This window comes from Bacillus cereus group sp. MYBK139-1, from assembly GCF_051916915.1.
GTDB classification, from domain to species: domain Bacteria; phylum Bacillota; class Bacilli; order Bacillales; family Bacillaceae_G; genus Bacillus_A; species Bacillus_A pacificus.
Genome location: NZ_JBQAHO010000003.1, coordinates 591,412 through 616,713, shown reverse-complemented (window position 1 = coordinate 616,713; position 25,302 = coordinate 591,412). Strand labels below are relative to the sequence as shown.

Below are 25,302 nucleotides of genomic sequence, written 5' to 3'. Positions count from 1 at the left end.
GGAAAAAGGTAAAATATGCTATTCTTAAACAAAAGGGAGTTACATAGAGAAATGGAGCGATTCAAATGAGCAGAATAGGGGTATGCAAGGTGGATATTACGCCGCCTATAGGGATTGATTTTGTCGGATACCATAGAGAGACAGGAATAAATAATATTGAAGAGCATATTTATGGGACGGTTTTTGTATTTGAAAAAGATGAAATGAAAACTGTGTTTATAAGTATTGATAATATTGGGATGTTAGTAGAAGATACGAATATGATTCGTGAGCAAGTAGCGAGTGAACTTCATGTGCCGTTTGAGCGAATAACGGTTGTTTATACTCATACGCATTCCGGTCCAGAGACGGTCGGTGATAATCCGCTCGTACAGTCGTATAAAACGATTTTAGTAAATAATGTGGTGCACGGTGCGGTTACTGCGAATAAAAACTTGGAGCGATGTGAAGTTGGCTGGGGGGTTACGACAGGTGATATTGGAGTAAACCGAAGAGAGAGAACATCTGATGGAAGAGCAAAGATGGGAACAAATATAGATGGTGTTGTAGATAAACGTATTGGCATGTTAGCAATAAGAGATGCTGAAACGAAGGAGTTATCTGGTATTGTAGTATTTTGTACGGCCCATCCGAATGTTTTAAAAGGTGATAGTGATGTATTATCAGCAGATTATCCTGGAATGACGAGAGAGATTCTTGAGAAAATCGTAAACTGCCCTGTTATGATTGTGCAAGGTGCTGCTGGTAATGTGAATGCGAAGTATAGAGGTTCAAAGGAAGCGTTAAAACAAATGGCTTACACGCTTAGTGGACATGTATTAACGATGTTACCAACAGTTACATATAGTCCGATTGTAAATGTAAGAACGATTTCGAGTACGATGCAAATGAAACTGCAGGATATCCCTGAAATTGATGAGATACGAAGCATGGCTCAATTAGCTGAGAAGCAGTGGGGCGTGAATACGGATGAATGGCTTACTATCGTTTTAGAGAAATATAAGCAAGGTATTCGGCAGTTACGTATTGATTTAGAAGTGCAACTGTTTCAAATTAATGATGGTATATTTTCTGGTATACCGATGGAACCTTTTTCAGAGACTGCGTTAGAAATGAAAGAGAGTCTTCAAAATGAACTAGCTTTCTTTGGTGGATATACGAACGGATATATTGGTTACTTACCAACGAAAGAAGAATTCGCATATGGTGGATATGAAGTGGAATTAAGCCCTGTAGTGTATGGACCGGTTACGAATTTATTGATGCCACTGGAGGAAAATACTGCGGAGCTGATTGTGAAGAAGGTTACGGGTTTATGTAATAAAGTAAACCTTTAATGAGACAGATTTTTGAACGCAGAGTAAAGAATATGACTAATTGTGTGATTTTGTTAAGTCAATGTAATTAATAATGATTATCATTATTAATTACATTGACTTCTAAAAAAAGAAAAACTAGAATTTATAAAGGGATCTTCAATTGTTCGCTATCATTTGTATAGGAGGTAAGTTATGTTGGATAGCTTTATTTCTATAAGATGTAGGTTGGCTCTTTATAGTTTTGGTGTTCTTTTTATCTTTTTTTGTACAGTATTTTTGGTGAATCAAAAGGTGTATGCAGAAGATGTACCATGGATATCAGTTTCAAATGAGGGAGAACGTGTACTTTTTCAAGAACACTCTTTGTATAGCAATGATCGAAGGGGAGAAAATCTTGTTTCGCTTTCATTTGAAGGGCGTAAACATGGTGGGGAAGATTGGGGATACTTATTAAGAGACAGTAATTTTAATTATCCATTCTCGTACGGGTGTAACAATAACAGCTACCCATACAGTAGGAAGTAGTTCTTGGAATTCTGGAAACCGGGTGACAGACGATGTTTTTAATAATCTTAAAAAATGGTCTGAATAAATATAATAAGTTTATATGGATTTTATGTTGTATATTGGTCATTATCATAATGTCTAGTTCTATAGCAAATAATGAAAAGAAGTTTAGTAAGATTGTTAATTCTGTAACTTTTCACGTGAAAAATAAAGAAAAACAGCCAATAAAAGATTTTGAAATTATACTTATGAAAGACGAATCACCTGAGCCGAGTAAAGAAATTGGGATTTCAATAGGGAAAACGGATGAAGAAGGGAAAGTTATTTGGAAGAATGTGAGGAAGGGAAATTATATCGTATTTTTACCAAATAGTGAGACGCAAATAGTTAGGGTTAATGATAGAGATGAAACGAGAGTAATAAATATATTATTGTAGAAAACGAATCCATTTTGAAAAAGAATAATCAAAATGGATTCGTTTTTATATGGAGTTTTTGTTTACCAGACAGGTCGTATATTTGATGATAATTTTCCTGTATTTTCTTTCGTAACGAATGTTGTTAAATCTTCTTTGAGCATTTGCATTCGTTCAGCACCTATGTTTTCAATCCATTGTTGCTCTATTTCAGCTACTATTTTTTCTTTTGCCTTCAATACTGACAAACCACGTTCGGTTAAAACAACGATTTTCCCTCTTTTATCAGTAGGATGTGTTTTGCGTGTAACGTAGCCACTCTTCTCAAGAGAATCCACCATTTTACTTACAGCTTGTTTTGAAACCCCTAAATATTCAGCTAGTTCTATACCCGTTGCTCCGTTAGGTAGAATGCGTTTGAACATAAAACCATGTGCTGGCCTAATATCTTCAAATCCCAATTCATTTAATTTGTCATGTAGTTCAGTAATTAATGTGCTAAATGATAATGATAAAAGCGATGTAAGATCTAACTCGTTAAATGTTTGATCCATGTATATAACCTCCGCATTTGTAGTCAATTAAGTTGACTATATATGACACTTATTGTACTATGCATAATATAGTCAATCAAATTGACTATATTACATTGTAGAACAAATAATGATTTATATAATATACAATCAATGGAGGTTTCACATGGTTAATATCGTAAAAATTAGAGGGAGTGTATTTGCACCGTATGCATTGCTGAAGCCTATTAAGGATGCTGCAACAGGAAGAATGTTTGAATACGCTGGAGATGCACGTGAATTTACACCGTACGCTGTAAATACAAAGCGTTCAAGATTGGAACAAGAAGTGATTGTTGATTTTTATAAAAGAGAAATTTTCACATATGCAGATGCTTGCATCGTTACTGTAAAAATTACAAATCCAGATGGCTCAATTGAGTATCAAAAGGGAGAAACAAGTACAGAAAACATCGCATGTACAAATATTGTATGGAGTGAAGATGAAGTTTCATTTGAAATGAGAGCAAGTGCAAGTAATCCGTTAAATGCGGCGGCACCCGCAGCTGATTATTTGTTGGCTATACGAGTTAATAAAAGTGGTACTTTGCATGTTGAAGGTGTACATGATGGTTTCCCTTGCTATGAATTTTATAAACAAGTAGATTTTGGTTTGTTTGAATCAATATATACACATGATTTCAGAGAAACAAATGATACTCCAGCAGCACTAGCTGGAGAAATGGAATATAACTTTAAAACGAAAATATAGCACCATTTTTATGAAGGAAGTAGCCAACATAAAAGAGAAAGGCTTTAATTATGTAGCTGAAATGGTGGATTTTTTATTAAATAATGCAGTATATAAAATTAGAATTATAGAGGTGTTTCTTATGACTAATATCGTAAAAATTAGAGCCAGTGTATTTATTCCAATGTCTTGGACTGAAGCTAAGAAGGATATGGAAACAGGACAAGTAATCCAATTTGAAGGTGATTCACGTGAATTTACACCACATGCGGTAAATACGATGCGCTCTAGAGTGGAGCAAGAGGTAGTAGTTGATTTTTATAAAGAAGAAGTGTTTTCATATGCGAATACGGGTATTACGACAGAGAAGATTACGAATCCAGATGGTTCGGTGAATAAAAGAAATGGAAAAGCGAGTACGGAAAATATTGTGTGTACTGATATCGTATGGAATTCCGGTGGTGTACAATTTAAAATGAGTGCGAGTGCAAGTAATCCATTAAATGTATATGCACCTCCTGTAGATTATGTATTAAATGTCTGTGTGAAAAAGGATGGTACTATCGATGTTCAAGGAGAGCATGATGGATTCCCTTGTTTTGAATTTTATAAGCAAGTAGATTTCGGTTCATTTGAAAAAATATATACACATGATTTTAGAGAAACTGGTGATACAGCTGCAGCACTAGGTGGAGAAATGGATTATAGTTTTAAAAAGAGTTTATAAGAAGTAAGATAATAATGCAGTGTAGTTGAGAAATGCAAAAGCCAATACAATCAGTGGCTTTTGCATTTTTACTATCCATTAGAAAGGTCCAAAAAACAAAACGCTTTACAATATACCCTTAAGGGTATATGATATTATACAAAGTTACAAAGTAATGTATAATATAGTTATAATTACGGAGGTGGTCTATAGTGGAATACAATCAAGATATGAAAAATAGATTAAAACGTATTGAAGGCCAAGTTCGTGGTGTGCTTCGTATGATGGAAGAAGGAAAAGATTGCCGAGAGGTTATTACACAGTTAACGGCATCTCGTTCTGCACTTGATCGTACAATTGGACTTGTTGTTGGAACAAATCTAGAGCAATGTTTACGTGAGCAGTTTGAAAGTGGTAATGGTTCAAATGAAGAGTTAATTAAAGAAGCTGTTCAATTACTTGTAAAAAGCCGATAATCTGTCAAACGTAAGAGTTGACAGATTTTCAAAAACATTTTAATATACCCATACAGGTATATGTATATAAATTGTGGAGGAATCGACTATGAGTATAAAAGTGAATATGAGTTTAGATTGTAAAGGATTGGCTTGTCCGATGCCGATTGTGAAAACAAAGAAGGCGATGAAAGGATTGACGTCAGGGCAGGTGATTGAGATTGAGGCAACAGATAAAGGGTCTACAGTAGACATACAAAGCTGGGCGAATAAAGTAGGACATCAATATATCGGGACGAAACAAGAGGGCGATGTTTTGAGGCATTACGTTAGAAAAGCACATGAACATGAATTGAATGAAGTAGCGAAGTATCCTCATACAATTACGAATACGGAGTTGGAAGAGATATTATTAAGTGATGAAGAGTGTATTATATTAGATGTTCGAGAAGCAGCGGAATTCGCTTTTGGTCATATACCATCGGCTGTTTCCGTGCCGTTAGGAGAGTTAGACAGTGCAGCTTTAGATCAGACGAAGCAAATTTATGTTGTTTGCCGAACTGGTAACCGTAGTGATGTAGCTTGCCACATGTTGAAAGAGAAAGGTTATGTAAATGTGAAGAATGTCATTCCAGGCATGTTAGAGTGGCAAGGGAATATAAAGCATTAAAATTTTTCAAATAAAAATATACCTATGGGGGTAATTAAATGAATGTTAAACCGTTACAAGCGAAAGATGTTGCAGAGAAAGTTTTATTCGGAGAGTTGTTTATTTTAGATGTTCGTAATGAGGCGGATTATGAAGATTGGAAAATTGAAGGAAAAGAAGTTACTTCAATGAATGTGCCGTACTTTGATTTATTAGAGGGTGTAGATCATATTGCAAGTGAATTGCCTAAAGATAAAGATGTTTTAGTAGTATGTGCAAAAGAAGGGTCTTCTATATTTGTGGCAGAGCAGTTAACAGAGGCTGGGTTAGAAAATATTTATTATTTAGCTGGTGGTATGAAGGCTTGGAGTGAATATGTAAAGCCTATAAAAGTTGGAGATTTAAAAAATGGCGGAAGTATGTATCAGTTTAACCGCCTTGGAAAAGGTTGTTTATCTTATATGGTCGTATCAAACGGTGAGGCAGCAGTTATTGATGCAGTAAGAACAGTTGATGCATATGAAGAATTCGCGAAAGAGCATGGCGTTACGATTAAGAATGTAATGGATACGCATTTACATGCAGACCATATTTCTGGAGGACGTAAGCTAGCGGAAAAAGTCGGTGGTACGTATTGGTTACCGCCAAAAGATGCGGAGGAAGTTGTTTTCTCATACGAACCGCTTGTTGAAGGAACTGTTATTACGGTGGGGGGTACTAAAATTGGAATTGATGCATTATACTCACCGGGGCATACGATTGGAAGTACATCATTTATTGTAGATGATTCCTATTTATTATCAGGCGATATTTTATTTGTAGATTCAATCGGGCGTCCAGATCTTGCTGGGAAGGCTGAAGATTGGGTAAGTGATTTACGTAATACTTTGTATAGCCGATATAAAGAGCTATCTCAAAATTTAGTTGTGTTACCAGCTCATTATTCAAAAGTAAGTGAAATGAACGAAAGTGGTATTGTTAGCGCAAAATTAAAAGATTTGTTTGCGAATAATGCAGGGTTAAATATTGAGGATGCGGTAGAGTTCCGTAAAACTGTAACAGAAAACTTACCACCTCAGCCAAATGCATATGAAGAAATCCGTCAAACCAATATGGGTAAAATTCACCCAAGTGTGGATAAAGAGCGTGAAATGGAGATTGGTCCAAATCGTTGTGCAGTGCACGAATAATGAAATAAATAAAAAATGGAGGAATAGATGATGAATGTAAAACAAGTATTAGATGCGACAGGTTTAGCATGTCCAATGCCGATTGTAAGAACGAAGAAAGCGATGGATACTTTACAAACGGGAGAAGTGTTAGAAGTACATGTAACGGATAAAGGGTCTATTAAGGATATTCCAGCATGGGCAAATAAAAGTGGTCATGACATTGTAAAGCATGTAGAAGAAGCCGATGTGCTGAAGTTTTGGATTAAGAAGGCGTAGTAGTTTTATAAATATAGAGAGGTTGGTTATATGAATACAATACTAAGTACGCTTTTCATTTTATTTGCTGTAGTAGTTGTTATGTCGCGTTTTTTACCAGTTAAAGGTGTTCAAAATATAAGTGGAAAACAATTAAAGAATATAGCGGGAAAAAAGGGGAAACAACTTATCGATGTTCGTACAGTAAGTGAATATAGAGGAAATCATATGAAAGGATTTCAAAATATCCCTTTAAATGAGTTAGCTAGTAGAGCAAGTCAGTTAGATAAAAATAAGGAAGTAATCGTTATTTGTCAGAGCGGGATGAGAAGTAAGCAAGCAGCAAAAGTATTAAAGAAATTAGGGTTTCAGCACGTTATCAATGTTTCAGGCGGGATGAATGGTTTGTGAGGAGGAAATGTAAAGTGAAAGAAATGACAGTAAAAGAATTGGAAGAAAAATTGTTACGTAAAGAAGAAGTAAATATCGTGGACGTACGTGAAGTAGAAGAAGTAGTTGAAGGGAAAATTCCAGAAGCGTGTAATATTCCACTAGGGCTGTTAGAATTTCGTATGCATGAGTTGGATAAAAAGAAAGAATATATTATCGTTTGTCGCTCTGGCGGGAGAAGTGCAAGAGCTGTTCAATTTTTAGAAGGTTACGGTTTTCGAGTGATTAATATGGTAGGTGGTATGTTAGCGTGGGAAGGGAAAGTAGAATAGGGTGAAACGATTTTTTATAACAATAAAAATACCCCTATAGGTAATTGGAGGGAAAACAACATGGAACAACAGAAGAAAATAACAATCGTTTTATTTAGCGGAGATTACGATAAAGCGATGGCTGCTTATATTATTGCAAATGGTGCAGCGGCGTATGATCAAGAGGTAACTATATTTCATACTTTTTGGGGATTAAATGCTTTAAGGAAAGATGAGCATGTGAAGGTAAAGAAAACTTTCATCGAAAAAGTATTTGGAAAGATGATGCCACGCGGTGCTGACAAGATGGGATTATCGAAAATGAATTTTGCCGGTATGGGGCCAAAGATGATTAAAGGTATTATGAAAAAACATAATGCGATGCCTTTACCAGATTTAATAGATTTGGCGAAAGAACAGGGGATTAAACTTGTAGCTTGTCAAATGACAGTAGATTTATTAGGGTTAAAAGAGGAAGAGATTATGGAAGGGGTAGAGTTTGCAGGAGTAGGAGCTTATTTAGCAGATGCTTCGGATGGGAATGTGAACTTATTCATTTAAATCACCTTCTTTTTAGAAGGCGGGGGATATAAGGTGAGTTTAGTCGTATTACTTTTTATAATTGGGTTTATAGGATCGTTTATATCAGGAATGGTTGGAATTGGCGGTGCGATTATTAATTATCCGATGATCTTATACATTCCGGTATTGCTAGGATTTACTGGCTATACTGCACATGAAGTAAGTGGTATTACAGCGGTGCAAGTATTCTTTGCAACTTTTGCAGGGGCATGGGCCTATCGGAAAAGTAATGAGATGGATAAAACGCTAGTTGTATATATGGGAGCTAGTATATTAATAGGAAGTTTCATAGGTAGTTTTGGTGCTAACATATTAGAGGAACATACGGTCAATGTTGTTTATGCAGCTTTAGCAACAATAGCTGCTATTATGATGTTCGTACCGAAACGAAATAATGGTGATGAAGTAAAATATAATAAATGGTTAGCAAGTTTATTAGCATTTATTGTAGGCGGAGCATCAGGCATTATAGGTGCTGGAGGTTCGTTCCTTTTAGTTCCGATTATGCTAGTTATTTTAAAATTGCCGATACGTACAACGATAGCAACATCTATTGCTATTACGTTTATTTCTTCAGTAGGGATTACAACTGGAAAAGTAATAACTGGGCAAGTAGTTGTAATTCCAGCTCTTATTGTTGCGATTGCAAGTATCTTTGCTGCACCGCTTGGGGCGCGAGTTGGGAAGAGGATCAATCAAAAAGCACTACAATATATGTTATCGATTTTGATTGTAGGAACTGCTGTTAAGATGTGGATTGATATGATATCGAAATAAAAGGATGGCGCTGCTTACAGCCCATCCTTTTATTTACGCCCAAATTACTTTCATTAAGTTTTTATATTCGTCATTTGCTAATTTATATAGCATTCTCGTATGTTCAAAGACAAGTGCTGGATTAAAGTTTGGTTCTGAGAATGCAAGAGATGTTGAAATGTCAATTGCATTTTGCTTGTTTAATGTGAATTTTGCAAATCGATAAGATGTGTTTAATTCATTAATAACATGCAAAATATCATTTGTTGCTGTTGCATCAGGTACGTGAGCAACATTGAAGCAGTATATATCTACAGTAGGATGTTCGTTTTGGAAAGCGGCGATCAGTTGAATTTTTGCACCAGCTTCTGTTTCTAATCCTACTGAAAAATGAACAGAACCATCATTTTCATCTATATTTTCTTCCATGAATATATCGTTTGACTTTAAGTAGTCTTTAAAATCTGAGATGTTATGTTTTACTGCAGCTTTCATATGTATGAGCCCCCTGATAATTGGAATAGATTGCTACTATTTATTATAATTTAAAAATATTAAAAAAGATAGTTAGAAAGTTCTGATTTTTGATTCTAACGGAATAAAAAGAAGCAGTACTCTACCTCCATAGAGAACTGCTTCTTTATTATTCATTGTCGTTAGACGATGTTTCTGTATCTTCATTGCTATTTTTATTTTTCACTTCATTGTTACTTGATTCGCGTTCACTTGAATTTTCAGACTTAGATTCTTTTGTTTTCTCTGTACTTATTTTTTTCGAATCAGAGTCTGTTTTTGTATATGCAGGTAATCCAAGATGAGTACGAAGATCGTTTGTAACTTTTGCTAATTCTTTTTTATCTGGATTGTAGTAATACGTTCGGCCGCCACCAGCAGATTGGCTACAAGTATCATCACCTTTTGCCATGTAGCAGTCTTCACCTTGAATTTGTAATTTTTCAATTTCTGAATCCGATCCGTACTTATAGAATGAAAGCATATCATCGAATGTTAAGTTTGTAACGAATTGTCCGTTAATATCATCAATGATGTTACCAACTTTTGTTACAGATCCAACGCTTGTTAGTTTCTTTAAAATTGCTTCAATAACGAGCTGTTGACGTTGTCCACGCATTGCATCACTATCGATGTGGCGTGTTCTAGCAAGAGCAAGAGCTTCTTCACTATTTAGCTTTTGAACACCTTTCTTCAGGTGAATTGCATCAGCATTATCATTACTATCTTGTTCCGTAAATTCAACTGGTACGTCAACTTCAATGCCGCCTAAATCGTCGACAATTTTCATAAATGATTTGAAGTTAAACTTTACAAAGTAATCAACAGGAACATTTAGTAATTTTTCAACTGCATCAATACTTGCTTGTGGTCCACCATCTTTTCCGTTTTTAGTAGAACCGTATGCATGAGCGTGTGTAATTTTATCTTTTTTCTTTTCCACTGGAATATACGTATATGTATCTCGTGGAATACTTAATAGTTTTACAGTTTTGCTATCTTTATTAAACGTTGCAAGTAATAGTGCATCCGTTCTTATAGCTTCACCATATTCTTTCCCACGGACATCGCTTTCATCGACACCCATTACTAAGACAGAGACATTGTTTGTAATAGGTTTTACAACTTTATCACGTAAATCAGATTTATCACCGCGTGCTAAATCGTGTGCGGCATTTCGAACAGCAGAAGATGCTTTATTTACTAAAAACCAAGTATAACCGCCACCTACTATTAAAAAGAATAGAATAACGCTTATAATAATTTTTGTTTTTTTCTTACTTTTTTTCGGTTTACTGCGTGTATTTTCTTGCAAAGATGGGTTTTGCTCCATTTCCTGTACTCCTTCATTTGGATTGAAATACGACACTCATATCCACTTATTATAATGAAATTTGACGAAAAAAAACATTACAAAACATTTACATTTCGTAAAAATTCAATTTATTTATAAAAAGTCAGATTTTTTATATTTTATTTTTGAGATGTAGAATAAGTATAAGTTGTTTTAGTGGAAATGAAAATATGTATTGTGAGAAAGTAATAGAGAAGTAAGATTTGTTGAAATATAGCCATGAAGAAATGAGTAGGTTTAATTATTTCTTCTATATAATAAAGAAGAAATTTACGGATAAAGGAGAGGGCATAATGAATCATACATCATTCCGAGCAATCGTTGTGAACGAAACAGAAAATAAGCAGTTTGTAAGAAGCGTTGTAGAGAGAGAAGTAAGTAGTTTACCTGAGGGAGACGTATTAATACAGGTTCATTATTCTTCATTAAATTATAAAGATGCTCTTTCAGCTACAGGTAATAAAGGTGTTACGAGAACATATCCTCATACGCCAGGAATTGATGCAGCAGGAGTGATTGTGAGTAGTGAAGATGCTACCATTAAGGTAGGAGATAAAGTCATTGTAACGGGATATGATTTAGGGATGAATACTTCTGGTGGTTTTGGAGAATATATTCGCGTGCCGGCATCTTGGATTGTCCCTTTACCAGAGGGAATGTCATTAAAGGAAAGTATGATGTACGGGACGGCAGGTTTTACAGCCGCTTTATCAGTATATAAGCTTATTAGAGCAGGAGTAACGCCTAGTATGGGCGATGTTTTAGTAACGGGTGCTACAGGCGGTGTAGGAAGTGTAGCTGTTAGTATTTTAAGTAAGTTAGGGTTTAGCGTAGTAGGAGCGACAGGAAAAATGGAAGAGGAACAGATGCTATTACGTCTAGGAGCGAAAAAAGTGATGCATCGCGCGGAATTGAATGATGAATCAGGAAGACCAATGTTAAAAGGAATATACGCCGGGGTTATCGATACTGTAGGTGGACATATGTTAGAAACAGCTTTAAAAACGGTAAAGTATGGCGGGTGCGTAACGACATGCGGTAATGTGGCAGGCCAGCAAGTACAAACAACGGTATATCCGTTTATTTTACGAGGTATCAGCCTGTTAGGGATAGATTCAGTGCAATGCCCAGTGGATGTGAGAAGAGATGTGTGGACGCTCCTAGCCAATGAATGGGGAAATAAAGAGTTGCGATCTTATACAGAAGAATGTGCATTAGAAGAATTAGATGAGAAGTTTACACTTATATTGCAAGGAAAGTTAAAAGGAAGAACGGTTGTAAATATGAAATGAAAAAAGAGACGCTCACGTTAGCGTCTCTTTCTTATTATAATGATTGTTTTAAATTGATTTTACCTTGTTCACCTAAAACACCATCAGCGATATTTACAGCGTGATCGCCAATACGCTCTAAGTTACTTACCATATCAACGAAGATGATACTTGCATCACCTGAACAGCTACGTTCGTTCAGACGTAATACGTGACGTTTACGAAGAACACGTTCCATTTGATCGATTTTACGTTCTTTTGCAATAACAGTTTGAGCTAGTTCAGTATCGAAGTTTGTTAAAGCTTCAACTGCGTCTTGTAATGTTGAAATCGTTAATTCAAGCATTTCATTTAGTTCAGTTAGTGCCTCGTCTGATAGGGAAACACGGTTTGAGATTTGGAAATCTACAAGTTCTACAAGGTTTTCTACATGATCACCGACACGTTCAATATCTCCAACAACACCTGCTAGAACTGAATGCTTCTCAGAGTCTGTCGGTGAAAGTGGTTTTTCTGATAGTAAAACTAAATACTCGGTAATCTTTTTATCTAAATTGTTAATAGCTCCTTCTAATTGAGTAGCCATGTCAGCGTGTTTTTTATCTTGTGTGTTTAAAAATTGGTTTGCTTCTTTCAATCCATGTAATGAAAACTCAGCCATACGAATAATTTCTTTTTGTGCTTCTGTTAAAGCAATAGCTGGAGATTGTTCAATAAAGATTGGATTTAAATGTTGCGGTTTGAAATCAATAGCAGCATCTTCACCACGAATAATTTTCGTTACAATCCATGCTAATACAGCGATGAATGGGAACTGAATGATTGTATTCGTTACGTTAAATGTTCCGTGTGCAAATGCAATTGTCATTTCTGGATTTAAGTTTAATGACGTTTGGAAATATTGAATTAAATTTGTAAAAGGTATTAATAAAATCGTAAAGATGATTGTACCGACAATATTAAAGATAACGTGAACCAATGCTGCACGTCTTGCAGCAATTGAAGTACCGATTGCTGCTAATACTGCTGTAATTGTTGTACCGATATTATCACCGAATAATACAGGAAGGGCAGCTTGTAAATCGATTGCACCTTGACCGAATAGTTCTTGTAAAATACCGATTGTTGCACTTGAACTTTGTACAATTAAAGTGAAGACTGTACCAACAACAATACCTAAAATTGGATTATCACTCATGCTAACTGTTAATTCTTGGAATGACTCTAAAGAACGAAGAGGCTTCATACCGGTGCTCATTAGTTCTAAACCGAAGAATAACATACCAAAACCGAATATAACTTGACCTAAAGAATGTACTTTTTTATTTTTAAAGAAGAATAGTAAGATAGCTCCAACTGCCATAATTGGAAGAGCATATTCTCCGATTTTAATTCCGATAATAAATGCAGTAACTGTCGTACCGATGTTCGCACCCATAATAACACCGATTGCTTGTCTTAATGTCATAAATCCAGCACTTACGAGTCCGACTGTTAAAGCGGTTGTTCCTGAACTTGATTGGATTAATACAGTAACTAACATACCTGCTAGTACACCCATTAGTGGGTTTGTTGTAAAGCGATCTAGAATATCGCGAAGACGATCTCCAGCAGCTTGTTGCAGTCCATCGCCCATGTATTTAATCCCGAATAAGAAAATACCTAATCCACCAATGAACTGGAAGATCATATCTTGAACATTATATTCCACGCATTCCACTCCTTAAATTTCATGTACGATGTAATTATTAACTGAACCTTGAGGCACTGTAAACGGTTTATCCGTAAAATTTACACTAAATTTACAAAGGGAAGAAAAGTTTACAATTCCTTAAAGAAATGGCTGTATTTTATTGGTTTTTATCTTGTATAAATCTTAATTTTGTAAAGAAATCACACTTTTTAGAATAGTATTGTTCGGTTGAATATGAAGGAAAGCGTCTGCGAGTTCATCGTATATTTTTTGATGAAAGTTAAAAAAATATGTAGGAAAATGCATGTAGTTTTATAACATCAAAAATACGAAAAAAAGCCACTGAAATTATCCAGCAGCTTTTTCTCTGTTTTTATTTCCATGCTTTTGTTTTTTTACACTTGTGATGTAAATGAACAGGAAAGCAATAAGTAGTAGAGAGGAATAACGATATACAGTTGCGTAGTTTGTAAAATGTGCAATGAATCCAAAAATAATTGCGCCAGCACCAATTCCTAGGTCAAATGCTGAGAAGAATGTAGCTGTTGCAACTCCTCGGCGGTGAGGTGCTACTCGGTCGATCATCCATGCTTGTAGAGCAGGTTGAATCGCTCCAAATCCACTTCCGTAGCATGCTGCCGCAATAATTAAACTTGGAATTGTAGTTGTATACGACAATAAAATAATACCTATAAACGTAATAATAACTCCTGGAATAATAACGAATGTATGACCTTTCGCATCATATAATTTTCCAGAAAACGGCCGAGTGACGGCGATTGCAAGTGCATTAAATAAGAAGAAGAGGCTTATATCAGCAATTCCGACTTCCGTAGCAAATAATGTAATAAAGCTCCCGATTCCTCCGTACATTAATGTAATACATAATATTAATAATGAAGGAAGTAAAGCTTTACGTTCAATAAATCCATCAAGGAAGGTACCAGATGTTTGCTGTGGTGATTGCGGCGATTTTTTGATTTGAAGTAGTTTCGTTAATATTAATGAAACAATTGTACAGGAAAGTGCACATAAAAAAAGAATCGTGAAGTTATATGTTTGCATAAGCCAAAGTCCGATAAGTGGACCGAGCGCCATTGCAATCGTTCCAGAAAGACCGAAATATCCCATGCCTTCACCACGGCGAGCTTGCGGAATTAAATCTGAAACGACAGTTCCATATGTAGTCGTTGTAATACCAAAACCAGCTCCGTGTAAAATTCGAACGGCAAGCAATAGGAAAACAGTTGAAGCGAAAAGGTAACTACCCATAGCGAGTAAACAAATAGCAGTACCGATCATTAAAATGATTTTTTTGCTAAATTTTTGCAAGGCATTTCCAGTTAGCGGTCTAACAAAAAGTGCCGCAACAGTAAACATGCCGACAACGAATCCGATATTGGAACTTGTACCTCCAATTTCTTTCACATAAACGGGTAAAGTAGGAATTAACATTTGAAATCCTAAAAACATACATAAGTTTGCTAGAATTAGCGCGACAAATTCTTTCGTCCATAACGGTTCTCGTTTTACGAGTATTGCTTCTCCCATGTATTCATCCCCTATATAAAAAATTTCTCTTTTCTTTCGAGTATATGTATTGGCCAATGTAACAGTCAAGGAAGGTGCCTTGAAAACGTACAACAATTTTCGAGGTAAAAAACTGACAAATTTGTGTAAAAGCTACACAACTATGAAAAAAAGTTGTAAAGTATAGATGTATAGACTTGTAGTTGTTATGAATGATAGAAATTATTTTTTCTTTAAAGAAAGCGGATTCAAAAAGTAGTGAATGAGAAGGGGATATATACTTTTTCACTACATATATTTGAAAAGGTTTACAAAACAATGAAGAAAGAGGCGTGTACATATGAGACGATTAGGTATTTCTATTTATCCAGAACATTCAACAGTAGAGAAAGATAAGGAATATTTAACATTAGCAAGTAAATACGGATTTACACGTGTATTCACATGCTTATTGTCTGTAGATGGAGAAAAAGAGAAAATTATAGAAGAGTTTAAAGAAACGATCTCTCATGCAAATGCATTAGGGTTCCAAGTATTAGTTGATATTAGTCCAGCTGTTTTTGAACAACTAGGTATTTCGTATAATGATTTATCATTCTTCCATGAACTAGGTGCGTACGGTATTCGTTTAGATGTTGGTTTCTCAGGATTAGAAGAATCAATTATGACTTACAATCCGTATGGCTTAAAAATTGAGATTAATATGAGTAACGGTACGAAGTATGTAGATAATATTATGAGCCATAGACCAAATCGTGAAAATTTAATTGGTTGCCATAATTTTTATCCGCATCGTTATTCTGGATTATCATACGATCATTTCATTAAATGCTCGAAACAATTTAAAGATTACGGTATGAGAACGGCTGCTTTTATTTCATCATTTGATGCAACATATGGACCTTGGCCCGTAACAGAAGGATTATGTACGTTAGAACAGCATCGTGAACTACCAATGACAACACAGGCGAAGCATTTATTTGCGACAGAATTAATTGATGATGTTATTATTGCGAACGCTTATGCATCAGAAGAAGAATTACAAGCACTAGGTGCATTAAATAAAGAGAAACAAACGTTTGATATAGAGTTATATGATACAACGACAGAATTAGAAAGAATTATCGTATTAGACGAACCTCATTTTTATCGCGGGGATGTATCTGAATATATGATTCGTTCGACACAAAGCCGTGTCAAATATAAAAAAGAAGAGTTTAAACCTCATAATACACGTGAAATTAAGCGTGGTGATCTTTTAATTGATAATGAGCAATATGGCCAATATAAAGGTGAATTGCAAATTGCATTAAAAGATATGGTGAATACAGGAAAAACAAATGTAGTTGGTCGAATTGTAGAAGAAGAGATTTTCTTACTAGACTATTTACAAGCATGGGATAAATTCGGATTTACATTAAAGAAATAGATAAATTAAAAAAGGAAAAAACTACTGACCTCAGCAGCTTTTTCCTTTTTATATATAAATTGCGAGAGGAAGAGCTATGACAAAGGTGCATCAGCGATTAGTTTCTATTTTAGAGGAGTTTTTAGAAGAGAAATCGATGTTAAATCGAGCTTTTTTAGCGAGCCGTTTACATGTATCAACGAAGACGATTCAAAAAGATATAAAATTATTAAATGATATATTGGAAGAAAACGGAGCGAAAATTGAATCACAGCGAGGAACTGGATACGAACTAGAAATTATACAAACAAAGCAGTTTGAAGAGTTTTGCGTGAGTCTATTTCAAAAACAGACAGAAAAAATCCCAACTTCTTATGAAGAAAGGGTAGCGTACATTCTGCAACGTATTTTAACGACTGAGGGATATGTGAAGCTTTCACAGTTAGCAGAGGAGATTTATGTAAGTAAATCGACTGTAAATTTAATTATGAAAGATGTGACAGATATATGTGGTCGCTATCAATTACAAATTGAAAAGAGACCATATTATGGTATACGTATTGTGGGAGAGGAGTTTCATATTCGTTCTTGTTTATCACAATACGGTTTACCGCGTTATGATCATACTCCGTTTCATGAGCAATTTGAGCAGAATGATACATACTTATCGTTACCTCATATACCGCTTATCCGTTCGGTTATATTAAAGTATATCGAAGGAGGAACGATATATTTATCAGATATAGAAATTGATAATTTAGTCATTCATATTGCAATTGCATTAAAGCGTTGTGAAGATCAACATTATATGAAAGGACTACATGTAGAGCAAGCTGAACTTATAATAAAGAAAGAATATACAATTGCGAAAGAGATTTTAGGGGATTTAGAGAAAGAGTTGCATCTTTCATTTCCAGAAGAAGAAGTTTTATATGTGACGATGCATTTATTAAGTACTGCTGTTACAACGAAAGATCGTTATGAAAATGTGGAAGAACTATTAGGAAAAGATCTATATGCATTCATGCAACATATTCTTTTTAAAGTAGCGGAAGAACGGAATCTTATTTTTTATTATGATGAAGAATTATTATTCGGGTTTGGTGTTCATTTAAAAACGTTATTAAACCGTTTGAAGTATAAGTTAAATACGAGAAATCCTCTTTTGGCAGAAGTGAAAAAGAATTATCCGTATGCTTTTGAAATTGCGGTTCTCGTTGGAGATATAATTGGTGAATACACGGGAGAATCGATTCCGGAAAGTGAAATTGGTTATATTGCGATTCACTTCGGCGGAGCGATGAGTCGTTTACAGGAACAGAATCAAAAGAAAAGATGTTTATTAGTTTGTGCGACTGGTCAAGGAAGTGCTCAACTATTGAAATATAAAATTCTATCACAGTTTCGAGATAAATTAGAGATTGTAGGGATTACAGGTTATTATCAATTGAAAGTAGAAGATCTCTACAAAGAAAAGATAGATTGTATTATTAGTACGATTCATATACCAAGTGGTTTACCTGTGCCCGTTATAAAAGTAAACTCAATATTTGATGATAAAGAGATTAAGTCAATTGGTCAGCAGTTATTTACGCATGTGAATAATAGTGTGCAGCAATATATGAAGGAAGATTTAATCTTTTTAAATCACAGTGCTTCTACAAAGGAAGAGGTTATCCAATTTTTATGTGAGAAAGCTGCTGAGAAAAATTATGTACCAGAAAGCTTTTATGACTCTGTTATGGAAAGAGAGAATACATCCCCTACAGCGGTTGGGAATTTAGTTGCGATTCCACATCCGATGCAGTTATTAAGTGAGAAAACATTTTTGATGTTTTGTACACTTGATAAAGCGGTTGACTGGGGAGATAAGAAAGTACAAGTTATTATTTTATTTAGTGTAAAGCGCAATAATAATGAAGATTTACAAAAGCTTTATGATTTTTTATATGATATTATGTCTAATCAAAATACGATAGAGAAATTAGCTCAGGCTGAAGTGATTGAAGATTTTCAAGAGATATTATTATCGTTATAAGAGAAGTATATAAAAACTTCCGTTACACAACGGAAGTTTTTTATGTTTAATTGTATGCGTTTTCATAATAAGATAACAATATAGAAAAAAGATGGTTTGGGGGAATTTAAAATGACTGATATGCAAACTCCATTTGCGTTAATTTTACATGGTGGCAACGCGAGAAGCGCGTCACTTGAAGCAATTGCTTTTGCAAGACAAGGGGATTTTGAGAATGCGAGTGAAAAGATGACACTTGCTAGGGAAGAAATTTCAGCAGCTCATCGTATTCAAACAGACTTAATTCAAGAAGAAGCAAGAGGAAATCATGCAGAAATCAGTTTACTGTTAGTGCATGCACAAGATCATTTAATGAATGCAATTACAGTGAAAGAACTTGCTGAAGAATTTATCACTCTTCATAAACGAATAGAAGAGAAAGTGACAGTATAAGATGTACATTTTATTATGTTGTGCAGCAGGCATGTCAACGAGTATGGTTGTAAGAAAAATGCAAGAAGAGGCAATGAAACAAGGGAAGGGTTATAAAATTAAAGCAGTTGATTCAGAACTTGTGAAACTGGAAATAAAAAATGCTGATGTTGTTTTAATTGGTCCGCAAGTGAAATATTTATTTCCAGCCGTAGAGTTTCTTGCAAATTCATACAATATACCAGTTGCGATTATAGACCAACGAGATTATGGCATGTGTGATGGTTTGAAAGTACTGAAACAAGCAGAACAATTAGTTTTAGCATAATTATATTTTTTTAAATATAAACATTATAATGTTATAACTTTATTTCATCCTTTCATAGAAAAGAGAAAGAGGAGGGGTTTTGATGAATGGTTTTATGAGTTTTATGGAACAAAAGATTATGCCAACAACACAAAAGATTGCCGGACAGCGACATTTATTAGCAATTCGAAACGGAGTTATTTCTACATTGCCGTTAACGATTGTCGGATCATTTTTCGTTATCTTTTTAAACTTACCAATTGATGCATATATGGAGTGGATTGCACCGTTTCGCCATATTTTAGATATTCCATTCCGATTTACAGTAGGACTAATGGCGTTATACGCAGCATTTGGGGTAGGGGCTTCACTCGCGAACTTTTATCAGCTCAATCAGTTAAGTGCAGGGTTATTATCTGTACTCGCCTTTTTACTAGCATCAGTTGAACCAATTCAAATTACGAAAGCCGTACCAGGTGTTATTGATGCAGGTAGATACATTTCAGTAGGAACATTAAGTGCAACATCTTTATTCGGCGCAATTGTTACAGCTTTAATTGCAGTAGAAATTTATCACTTTATGATTAAGCATAATATCTCGATTAAATTACCAGATAGTGTACCACCAGCAGTTTCAAATTCGTTTGCAGCATTAATTCCAACGTTAGCAGTTATTCTTTTATTCTGGGGCATTCGTTACGGTTTGAAATTTGATGTAAATACAACAATCACATATTTAATCGCGCCACTAAAATCAGTATTAGTAGGAAATAATTTATTCGGCGGTTTATTAACAGTATTCTTAATCGTATTCTTCTGGTCATTCGGTATACATGGGCCTGCGATTTTAGGACCGATCATTCGTCCAATGTGGGATTCAGCAATTCTTGAAAATATGGAAGTATTCACAGCTACAGGAAATGCACATCAATTACCAAACTTATTTACAGAGCAATTTATTCAATGGTTCGTATGGATCGGTGGATCAGGATCAACGTTAGCTTTAGTTATTATGTTTATGTTCTCTAAATCTAAGTTCTTAAAAGAGTTAGGTAGATTATCATTCGTGCCAGGCTTATTCAATATTAATGAACCAATTATTTTCGGGGCACCAATTGTAATGAACCCAATCTTAATTATTCCGTTCGTAATTACACCGTTAGTGACAACGACAGTATCATATTTCGCAGTTGTTTCAGGTATGATTCCGATGATGATGGCGAAATTGCCATTTACGATGTTAGCGCCAATTGCAGCGGTTATTAGTACGGACTGGACAATTATGGCTGGTGTACTTGTACTTGTTAACTTTGTTATCTCATTCGTTATTTACTATCCGTTCTTCAAAATGTATGAGAAACAACAATTAGCAGGAGAGGAGAAAGAAAAATGCTCGGAGCAATTATCATCTTAATTACATTTGTAGCGGGGCAGTGTATTGCACATTATTCAAAATGGGTACAAAGTAAATCTTTATTAGTTTTACTACTAGTATCAATTGTATTTATCGGTAGTTCAATGGGTGCCTATGTAATGCTAAGCTTACAATCACCGTACGTAATTATTGTACCAACGATTTTATGTGCAACATGTTTATCTGCAAAATATAGATTTACGAGCATGGCATTAATACAACGTGTGAAGGAGATGCAAAAGCATGGAGCGTAAATTAGGAATTTCACTTTATCCAGAGCATTCAACGAAGGAAAAAGATATGGCATACATTTCGGCAGCGGCACGCCACGGTTTTTCAAGAATATTCACATGCCTATTGTCTGTGAATCGTCCGAAAGAAGAAATTGTAGCTGAATTTAAAGAAATTATTCATCATGCAAAAGATAATAATATGGAAGTTATTTTAGATGTAGCTCCGGCTGTCTTTGATCAGCTTGGTATTAGTTATAGTGATCTATCATTTTTCGCAGAGTTAGGTGCAGACGGTATTCGATTAGATTTAGGGTTTGACGGATTAACTGAAGCGAAAATGACGAATAACCCGTATGGCTTAAAAATTGAGCTAAACGTAAGTAACGATATTGCGTACTTAGAAAATATTCTTTCGCATCAGGCAAATAAGTCAGCTTTAATTGGTTGTCATAACTTTTATCCGCAAAAATTTACTGGACTTCCATACGAATATTTCATTCGCTGTAGTGAACGCTTTAAAAAACATGGTATTCGCACGGCAGCGTTTATTACGTCACATGCAGCTAACATCGGTCCATGGGATATTAACGACGGATTATGTACATTAGAAGAGCATCGTAACTTACCGATTGAAGTACAAGCGAAACATTTATGGGCGACAGGGCTTATTGATGACGTTATTATCGGAAATGCTTATGCAAGTGAAGAAGAGTTAGAGAAACTAGGAAACTTAAATCGTTACATGTTACAGTTAAAGGTACACTTTGTAGACGAGGCGACTGAAGTAGAGAAGAGAGCCACGCTACAAGAATTACATGTAAGACGCGGCGATATAACAGAATATATGGTACGTTCTACAGAAGTACGTAAGAAATACAAAGACTATGACTTCCCGGTGCGCGAAAGTGTACGACAGGAAAGAGGGCAAGTTGTAATTGGAAACAATTCATTTGGTAAGTATAAAGGTGAACTACAAATCATTCTAAAAGAAATGCCGATAGATGAACGAAAAAATATTGTCGGTACAATTGCAGAAGAAGAGTTATTCTTACTAGATTATGTAGGAGCTTGGACGCAGTTTACTTGTGTGGAATAAGGAAGAGAAGGAGAGGATGCTGTGGCATCCTCTTTTTTCTGTTGAAATAGAATTGGACAGGAGTGAAGAAGAAAAATATGAGAATCATAAAAAAGTCAGCCTCAACAATGAGACTGACTTTTTTATACGAACTAGTTTAATACTTTAACTGTAACTGTTTTACGTCCCCAGCTACTTGATGAACCTTTATCTGGCATTAAAACGTCGATTTTATTACCTTTAATAGCTCCACCAGTATCACCAGCGATTGCTACTCCGTAACCTTCAACCCATACTTTTGAACCTAATGGAATGACACTTGGATCAACTGCAATAAGTTTCATGTTGGGATTAGCTGTTAAGTTATGACCTAAAGCTGATTTTACTTGGTCGCCTGCTTTATAACCATTTTCAAGTGGATCTGCTGTGTAAGCTGTTGCTACAACGCGTAACTCACGAGAAGATGATGGTGCACTTGTTTCAGTTTCTTTTGCAACAGGTTGTTGTGTAGCTGGTTTTTGAGCTTTAGCCGCTGCTTCAGCTTCTGCCTGAGCTTTAGCTGCCTCCTGAGCTTTAACTGCTGCTTGAGCTTTAGCTTCTGCCTGAGCTTTAGCTTCTGCCTGAGCTTTAGCTGCTTCACGAGCTTTAGCCGCTTCCTGAGCTTTAACTGCTGCTTGAGCTTCAGCTTCTGCCTGAGCTTTAGCTGCTTCACGAGCTTTAGCTGCTTCTTGAGCCTTAGCTTCTGCTTGAGCTTCAGCTGCTGCTTGAGCTTTAGCTTCTGCCTGAGCTTTAGCTGCTTCACGAGCTTTAGCTGCCTCTTGAGCTTTAGCCGCTGCTTGAGCTTCAGCTGCTTCGCGAGCTTTAGTTGCTTCCTCCGCTTTAGCTTTTGCTTGAGTTTCAGCTACTTCACGAGCTTTAGTTGTTGCCACGGCTTTAGCTGTATCTTGAACTGTAGTTGTTTTTTCAGCTTTAACTACTGGTTGAACTTTAACTGGAGCTTTACCTGTTAAGTAAGGAACGTGAACATAAGCTGTTTTTCCGTTATATTCAAATTGGATCCAACCATTTTCAACTTGGTGTGTTGTTTCGATTACGTCATCTTGTTTCAATTTACCAAGAATTTCTGAGTCTGTGTTTGCACCAGCACGTACGTTTAATATGTTAGCTGTTACGTAGTAAGTGTCTTTTGTGTAGTCAGCGCTAATGAAAGCCTCTTTACCACTATTTAATTTCACTTTTGACCATCCGTTTTCTGTATGTAAAACGTTAACTTTATATCCATCTAATAATTTTCCTACAACTTTTGATTCAGTAGTTGGGTTTTCTCGTACATTTAGTACATCAGTCGTTACGATTGTTTCTGCTTTAGCAGATGTTGTGAAAATCCCAAGACCAAAAACCGCTGCTGTTGCTATACCCATAAATTTTTTCATAATAGCCTCCATTGCATTTGTTTTCGTTGACCTCATTATAGCAACCATTATTTTCTTATTTGCGAAAAACATAGAATTACAAAGCTTTCGTAACGGCTCATTAATATTCTGTAATAATTCCAGTAATATCCTAAAAGCGCTTTCTTATAGTTTTTAGGGGAGGTTTGAGCATGCGATACATAAAATAAAGAGTATTTCAATTTCTAATAGATTAATATTGTTTCTATAGTGTTACATAGTTGTTTTGTAAACGTTACAAAAACGGCGCATTTTGTTGTTGGAGCAGGTAACTAGTTATGTAAAAATAACTATTTCAGTTGTGGAGAAATAGAAATAAGGTGAAATTTAATAAAAAATCGCTATAATTGTTACAAAATAAGTCGAGGTATGGAAAAAATTACACCTTGATTTTGGTTTATCACATAGTATTTTTGCAATAATAGGATTCTATAATAGCTTTAGTAGGTTGAAATAATTAAAAGTGTTGATAACGTGAAATATATATAATAGAAGAAACACGATTTAATAGATAAGGTGAAACTTTAATCAGTGGGGGGGTTCTTCATCCCCCACTGATTATTAGTTGAATTTTGAGGTGGGGGTCTTACTGCCCATTAAAGCGGGATAAATAAAAAACGCAGGAGTGTAAACTCCTACGTTTTTGTTTATTCATATCGTAAACATTCAATTGGATCCAGTTTTGCAGCTTTGTTAGCTGGCAGTAAACCGAATAGTATACCGATTAACATAGATAGGGCAACGGAGATAAGTCCTAGTTTTAGTGAAACGACAAGTGGCCATCCTGCAAACATTGCGACAATCCATGCGAAGAAGATTCCAAGCATAAATCCGACAAAACCACCTAGTGCTGTTAAAATACAAGCTTCGATTAAGAATTGCATTAATACTTTACCACGTGTTGCACCTAATGCTTTACGAATACCAATTTCACGTGTACGCTCTGTTACAGATACTAGCATAATGTTCATTACACCAATACCACCTACAAGTAAGGAAATAGCAGCAATACCACCGAATACGCTTTTTAATATACCTGTGAAGCTATCGATTTCTTTTAAGAATTCTTGTGGATCTGGTACTTCAAATTTACCTGAATGCTCTGGTTTTTTTGCTTCATTTAATGATTTTACAACTGCTTCTTGAACAGTTTCCTTATCTTGACCAGGAGCAATTTTCACAGTTACAGAGTCGTAGTTGTTTTTCCCGAATAGTACAGGCCAGTTTTCTGCTGAAATGACACCTTCTTTAAATGTCATGCCACCCATCATAGCCTTTACTGAATATACGCCAACTATTTTGTATGGTGTACCTTTTATATCTACATATAAGTTTGGTTCCCATGAAGAATATAATTTATCAAAAGCATCTGTATTTAATACAATTGTATGTTCAGGTCTGTCTAAATCAGCTGCTGTTAAAAATCTGCCGTGCTCAAGTTTGAATTTAGATGTATCTTCAAAATAATCACCTTTTGCACCGGTAATATCAAGATCTAATTCTTTTTTTTCTGCATATACTTTTTCTTTTCCTCTTACATCTGGATAAACATCTTGCACACCAGAAATTTTGGATATACTTTCATACATGCTTGAGGAAATTTTGCCGTCCATATCTGAGTAATCTTCTGTCTTATAATTTACAGAAAACTGATCTTTTTTTTCATTCCCGATTTGTTCGCGGAACTTTGCATTTGTTCCATCCCCAATCGAGATAATGGTAATGATGGCACTAACCCCAATAATAATACCTAACATCGTTAAAATAGAACGCATTTTATGAGCAAAGATAGAGGAAAGGGCCATGCGTATATTTTCACTCGT

Annotated in this window: 27 protein-coding genes and 1 pseudogene; 21 read left to right on the top strand and 7 right to left on the bottom strand. The window is 35.3% G+C overall.

Annotated features, from left to right (window positions below):
• Positions 1 to 65: 65 nt before the first annotated feature.
• From ACTFRS_RS20230 to ACTFRS_RS20220, 3 genes and pseudogenes are all read left to right on the top strand, one after another.
• Entirely contained in the window at positions 66 to 1,337 is a 1,272-nt protein-coding gene (locus ACTFRS_RS20230; RefSeq protein WP_439195588.1) for a neutral/alkaline non-lysosomal ceramidase N-terminal domain-containing protein, read from the top strand.
• A 174-nt stretch (positions 1,338 to 1,511) separates the two neighbouring features.
• A pseudogene (locus tag ACTFRS_RS20225) lies at positions 1,512 to 1,796 on the top strand (trypsin-like serine peptidase); the annotation flags it as partial.
• Between the two features lie 80 nt (positions 1,797 to 1,876).
• A complete protein-coding gene (locus tag ACTFRS_RS20220) occupies positions 1,877 to 2,263 on the top strand; it encodes a DUF2606 family protein (RefSeq protein ID WP_000478580.1) in 387 nt (128 codons plus the stop codon).
• 62 nt (positions 2,264 to 2,325) lie between these two features.
• On the opposite strand, the gene ACTFRS_RS20215 is transcribed toward ACTFRS_RS20220, so the two are convergent.
• Complete coding sequence (locus ACTFRS_RS20215) at positions 2,326 to 2,796, bottom strand: MarR family winged helix-turn-helix transcriptional regulator (protein ID WP_431085241.1); 471 nt, start codon at positions 2,794 to 2,796, stop codon at positions 2,326 to 2,328.
• Positions 2,797 to 2,941: 145 nt separating this feature from the next.
• Between ACTFRS_RS20215 and ACTFRS_RS20210 the strand changes: the two genes are divergently transcribed.
• The 10 genes from ACTFRS_RS20210 to ACTFRS_RS20165 all read left to right on the top strand — a co-directional run bounded on the left by ACTFRS_RS20210 (position 2,942) and on the right by ACTFRS_RS20165 (position 8,802).
• Complete coding sequence (locus ACTFRS_RS20210) at positions 2,942 to 3,526, top strand: DUF3238 domain-containing protein (RefSeq protein ID WP_431085240.1); 585 nt, start codon at positions 2,942 to 2,944, stop codon at positions 3,524 to 3,526.
• Positions 3,527 to 3,647: 121 nt separating this feature from the next.
• A complete protein-coding gene (locus tag ACTFRS_RS20205) occupies positions 3,648 to 4,232 on the top strand; it encodes a DUF3238 domain-containing protein (RefSeq protein ID WP_439195590.1) in 585 nt (194 codons plus the stop codon).
• A gap of 191 nt (positions 4,233 to 4,423) precedes the next feature.
• Positions 4,424 to 4,687 (top strand): metal-sensitive transcriptional regulator, encoded by a 264-nt coding sequence (locus tag ACTFRS_RS20200; RefSeq protein WP_000456206.1) that lies wholly within the window; start codon positions 4,424 to 4,426, stop codon positions 4,685 to 4,687.
• Between the two features lie 88 nt (positions 4,688 to 4,775).
• Positions 4,776 to 5,336: a sulfurtransferase TusA family protein gene (locus ACTFRS_RS20195; RefSeq protein WP_439195591.1), complete on the top strand. Its 561-nt coding sequence runs from the start codon at positions 4,776 to 4,778 to the stop codon at positions 5,334 to 5,336.
• Between the two features lie 38 nt (positions 5,337 to 5,374).
• Positions 5,375 to 6,505, top strand: coding sequence for an MBL fold metallo-hydrolase (locus tag ACTFRS_RS20190; protein ID WP_439195592.1), 1,131 nt, complete (start codon positions 5,375 to 5,377; stop codon positions 6,503 to 6,505).
• 27 nt (positions 6,506 to 6,532) lie between these two features.
• The gene (locus ACTFRS_RS20185; protein ID WP_139868991.1) at positions 6,533 to 6,763 is read left to right on the top strand and encodes a sulfurtransferase TusA family protein; all 231 of its coding nucleotides are present in this window, start codon (positions 6,533 to 6,535) and stop codon (positions 6,761 to 6,763) included.
• Positions 6,764 to 6,793: 30 nt separating this feature from the next.
• Positions 6,794 to 7,153, top strand: coding sequence for a rhodanese-like domain-containing protein (locus tag ACTFRS_RS20180; RefSeq protein WP_242294070.1), 360 nt, complete (start codon positions 6,794 to 6,796; stop codon positions 7,151 to 7,153).
• 14 nt (positions 7,154 to 7,167) lie between these two features.
• Positions 7,168 to 7,464, top strand: a complete 297-nt coding sequence (locus ACTFRS_RS20175) for a rhodanese-like domain-containing protein (protein WP_139868989.1) — start codon at positions 7,168 to 7,170, stop codon at positions 7,462 to 7,464.
• Positions 7,465 to 7,524: 60 nt separating this feature from the next.
• A complete protein-coding gene (locus tag ACTFRS_RS20170) occupies positions 7,525 to 8,004 on the top strand; it encodes a DsrE/DsrF/DrsH-like family protein (protein ID WP_440025646.1) in 480 nt (159 codons plus the stop codon).
• 33 nt (positions 8,005 to 8,037) lie between these two features.
• Positions 8,038 to 8,802 carry a sulfite exporter TauE/SafE family protein gene (locus ACTFRS_RS20165; RefSeq protein ID WP_139868988.1) on the top strand — a complete coding sequence of 255 codons (765 nt, stop codon included), beginning with the start codon at positions 8,038 to 8,040 and terminating at the stop codon, positions 8,800 to 8,802.
• Positions 8,803 to 8,835: 33 nt separating this feature from the next.
• On the opposite strand, the gene ACTFRS_RS20160 is transcribed toward ACTFRS_RS20165, so the two are convergent.
• Positions 8,836 to 9,276: a YbjN domain-containing protein gene (locus ACTFRS_RS20160; RefSeq protein ID WP_101168581.1), complete on the bottom strand. Its 441-nt coding sequence runs from the start codon at positions 9,274 to 9,276 to the stop codon at positions 8,836 to 8,838.
• Positions 9,277 to 9,424: 148 nt separating this feature from the next.
• Positions 9,425 to 10,627, bottom strand: a complete 1,203-nt coding sequence (locus ACTFRS_RS20155) for an LCP family protein (protein WP_439195593.1) — start codon at positions 10,625 to 10,627, stop codon at positions 9,425 to 9,427.
• 314 nt (positions 10,628 to 10,941) lie between these two features.
• On the opposite strand from ACTFRS_RS20155, the gene ACTFRS_RS20150 reads away from it, so the two are divergent.
• Positions 10,942 to 11,940 (top strand): YhdH/YhfP family quinone oxidoreductase, encoded by a 999-nt coding sequence (locus ACTFRS_RS20150; RefSeq protein WP_439195594.1) that lies wholly within the window; start codon positions 10,942 to 10,944, stop codon positions 11,938 to 11,940.
• Between the two features lie 34 nt (positions 11,941 to 11,974).
• Here ACTFRS_RS20150 and ACTFRS_RS20145 read toward each other — a convergent pair whose 3' ends face one another.
• Both ACTFRS_RS20145 and ACTFRS_RS20140 read right to left on the bottom strand, forming a co-directional pair.
• Complete coding sequence (locus ACTFRS_RS20145; protein ID WP_242269653.1) at positions 11,975 to 13,630, bottom strand: Na/Pi cotransporter family protein; 1,656 nt, start codon at positions 13,628 to 13,630, stop codon at positions 11,975 to 11,977.
• A 330-nt stretch (positions 13,631 to 13,960) separates the two neighbouring features.
• Complete coding sequence (locus tag ACTFRS_RS20140) at positions 13,961 to 15,163, bottom strand: MFS transporter (RefSeq protein ID WP_016716534.1); 1,203 nt, start codon at positions 15,161 to 15,163, stop codon at positions 13,961 to 13,963.
• Between the two features lie 319 nt (positions 15,164 to 15,482).
• Between ACTFRS_RS20140 and ACTFRS_RS20135 the strand changes: the two genes are divergently transcribed.
• The 7 genes from ACTFRS_RS20135 (at position 15,483) to ACTFRS_RS20105 (ending at position 22,049) form a co-directional block, all read left to right on the top strand.
• The gene (locus ACTFRS_RS20135; protein ID WP_440025649.1) at positions 15,483 to 16,571 is read left to right on the top strand and encodes a DUF871 domain-containing protein; all 1,089 of its coding nucleotides are present in this window, start codon (positions 15,483 to 15,485) and stop codon (positions 16,569 to 16,571) included.
• Between the two features lie 76 nt (positions 16,572 to 16,647).
• A complete protein-coding gene (locus ACTFRS_RS20130) occupies positions 16,648 to 18,588 on the top strand; it encodes a BglG family transcription antiterminator (protein WP_440025651.1) in 1,941 nt (646 codons plus the stop codon).
• Positions 18,589 to 18,699: 111 nt separating this feature from the next.
• Entirely contained in the window at positions 18,700 to 19,020 is a 321-nt protein-coding gene (locus tag ACTFRS_RS20125; RefSeq protein ID WP_000131336.1) for a PTS lactose/cellobiose transporter subunit IIA, read from the top strand.
• A 1-nt stretch (position 19,021) separates the two neighbouring features.
• Positions 19,022 to 19,327 (top strand): PTS sugar transporter subunit IIB, encoded by a 306-nt coding sequence (locus ACTFRS_RS20120; RefSeq protein WP_139868983.1) that lies wholly within the window; start codon positions 19,022 to 19,024, stop codon positions 19,325 to 19,327.
• Positions 19,328 to 19,409: 82 nt separating this feature from the next.
• Complete coding sequence (locus ACTFRS_RS20115) at positions 19,410 to 20,720, top strand: PTS sugar transporter subunit IIC (protein ID WP_001013055.1); 1,311 nt, start codon at positions 19,410 to 19,412, stop codon at positions 20,718 to 20,720.
• Positions 20,696 to 20,974: a hypothetical protein gene (locus ACTFRS_RS20110; protein WP_000900037.1), complete on the top strand. Its 279-nt coding sequence runs from the start codon at positions 20,696 to 20,698 to the stop codon at positions 20,972 to 20,974. The genes ACTFRS_RS20115 and ACTFRS_RS20110 overlap by 25 nt, the downstream gene beginning before the upstream one ends.
• Positions 20,964 to 22,049, top strand: coding sequence for a DUF871 domain-containing protein (locus ACTFRS_RS20105; protein ID WP_016716537.1), 1,086 nt, complete (start codon positions 20,964 to 20,966; stop codon positions 22,047 to 22,049). The genes ACTFRS_RS20110 and ACTFRS_RS20105 overlap by 11 nt, the downstream gene beginning before the upstream one ends.
• Before the next feature lie 131 nt (positions 22,050 to 22,180).
• Here the strand turns inward: ACTFRS_RS20105 and entC are convergent, their stop codons facing one another.
• Together entC and ACTFRS_RS20095 are read right to left on the bottom strand one after the other, a co-directional pair.
• Positions 22,181 to 23,584 (bottom strand): cell wall-binding protein EntC, encoded by a 1,404-nt coding sequence (entC, locus tag ACTFRS_RS20100; RefSeq protein WP_440025689.1) that lies wholly within the window; start codon positions 23,582 to 23,584, stop codon positions 22,181 to 22,183.
• Between the two features lie 542 nt (positions 23,585 to 24,126).
• The gene (locus ACTFRS_RS20095) at positions 24,127 to 25,284 is read right to left on the bottom strand and encodes an ABC transporter permease (RefSeq protein ID WP_440025691.1); all 1,158 of its coding nucleotides are present in this window, start codon (positions 25,282 to 25,284) and stop codon (positions 24,127 to 24,129) included.
• Positions 25,285 to 25,302: the final 18 nt, after the last annotated feature.

What these genes read in the sequence shown, in the direction of transcription:
- ACTFRS_RS20230 (WP_439195588.1), top strand. Translation starts at nt 66, where the DNA reads ATGAGCAGAATAGGGGTATGCAAGGTGGATATTACGCCGCCTATAGGG.
- ACTFRS_RS20220 (WP_000478580.1), top strand. Translation starts at nt 1,877, where the DNA reads ATGTTTTTAATAATCTTAAAAAATGGTCTGAATAAATATAATAAGTTT.
- ACTFRS_RS20215 (WP_431085241.1), bottom strand. Translation starts at nt 2,796, where the DNA reads ATGGATCAAACATTTAACGAGTTAGATCTTACATCGCTTTTATCATTA.
- ACTFRS_RS20210 (WP_431085240.1), top strand. Translation starts at nt 2,942, where the DNA reads ATGGTTAATATCGTAAAAATTAGAGGGAGTGTATTTGCACCGTATGCA.
- ACTFRS_RS20205 (WP_439195590.1), top strand. Translation starts at nt 3,648, where the DNA reads ATGACTAATATCGTAAAAATTAGAGCCAGTGTATTTATTCCAATGTCT.
- ACTFRS_RS20195 (WP_439195591.1), top strand. Translation starts at nt 4,776, where the DNA reads ATGAGTATAAAAGTGAATATGAGTTTAGATTGTAAAGGATTGGCTTGT.
- ACTFRS_RS20190 (WP_439195592.1), top strand. Translation starts at nt 5,375, where the DNA reads ATGAATGTTAAACCGTTACAAGCGAAAGATGTTGCAGAGAAAGTTTTA.
- ACTFRS_RS20185 (WP_139868991.1), top strand. Translation starts at nt 6,533, where the DNA reads ATGATGAATGTAAAACAAGTATTAGATGCGACAGGTTTAGCATGTCCA.
- ACTFRS_RS20180 (WP_242294070.1), top strand. Translation starts at nt 6,794, where the DNA reads ATGAATACAATACTAAGTACGCTTTTCATTTTATTTGCTGTAGTAGTT.
- ACTFRS_RS20170 (WP_440025646.1), top strand. Translation starts at nt 7,525, where the DNA reads ATGGAACAACAGAAGAAAATAACAATCGTTTTATTTAGCGGAGATTAC.
- ACTFRS_RS20160 (WP_101168581.1), bottom strand. Translation starts at nt 9,276, where the DNA reads ATGAAAGCTGCAGTAAAACATAACATCTCAGATTTTAAAGACTACTTA.
- ACTFRS_RS20155 (WP_439195593.1), bottom strand. Translation starts at nt 10,627, where the DNA reads ATGGAGCAAAACCCATCTTTGCAAGAAAATACACGCAGTAAACCGAAA.
- ACTFRS_RS20150 (WP_439195594.1), top strand. Translation starts at nt 10,942, where the DNA reads ATGAATCATACATCATTCCGAGCAATCGTTGTGAACGAAACAGAAAAT.
- ACTFRS_RS20140 (WP_016716534.1), bottom strand. Translation starts at nt 15,163, where the DNA reads ATGGGAGAAGCAATACTCGTAAAACGAGAACCGTTATGGACGAAAGAA.
- ACTFRS_RS20135 (WP_440025649.1), top strand. Translation starts at nt 15,483, where the DNA reads ATGAGACGATTAGGTATTTCTATTTATCCAGAACATTCAACAGTAGAG.
- ACTFRS_RS20130 (WP_440025651.1), top strand. Translation starts at nt 16,648, where the DNA reads ATGACAAAGGTGCATCAGCGATTAGTTTCTATTTTAGAGGAGTTTTTA.
- ACTFRS_RS20125 (WP_000131336.1), top strand. Translation starts at nt 18,700, where the DNA reads ATGACTGATATGCAAACTCCATTTGCGTTAATTTTACATGGTGGCAAC.
- ACTFRS_RS20120 (WP_139868983.1), top strand. Translation starts at nt 19,022, where the DNA reads ATGTACATTTTATTATGTTGTGCAGCAGGCATGTCAACGAGTATGGTT.
- ACTFRS_RS20115 (WP_001013055.1), top strand. Translation starts at nt 19,410, where the DNA reads ATGAATGGTTTTATGAGTTTTATGGAACAAAAGATTATGCCAACAACA.
- ACTFRS_RS20110 (WP_000900037.1), top strand. Translation starts at nt 20,696, where the DNA reads ATGCTCGGAGCAATTATCATCTTAATTACATTTGTAGCGGGGCAGTGT.
- ACTFRS_RS20105 (WP_016716537.1), top strand. Translation starts at nt 20,964, where the DNA reads ATGGAGCGTAAATTAGGAATTTCACTTTATCCAGAGCATTCAACGAAG.
- ACTFRS_RS20095 (WP_440025691.1), bottom strand. Translation starts at nt 25,284, where the DNA reads ATGGCCCTTTCCTCTATCTTTGCTCATAAAATGCGTTCTATTTTAACG.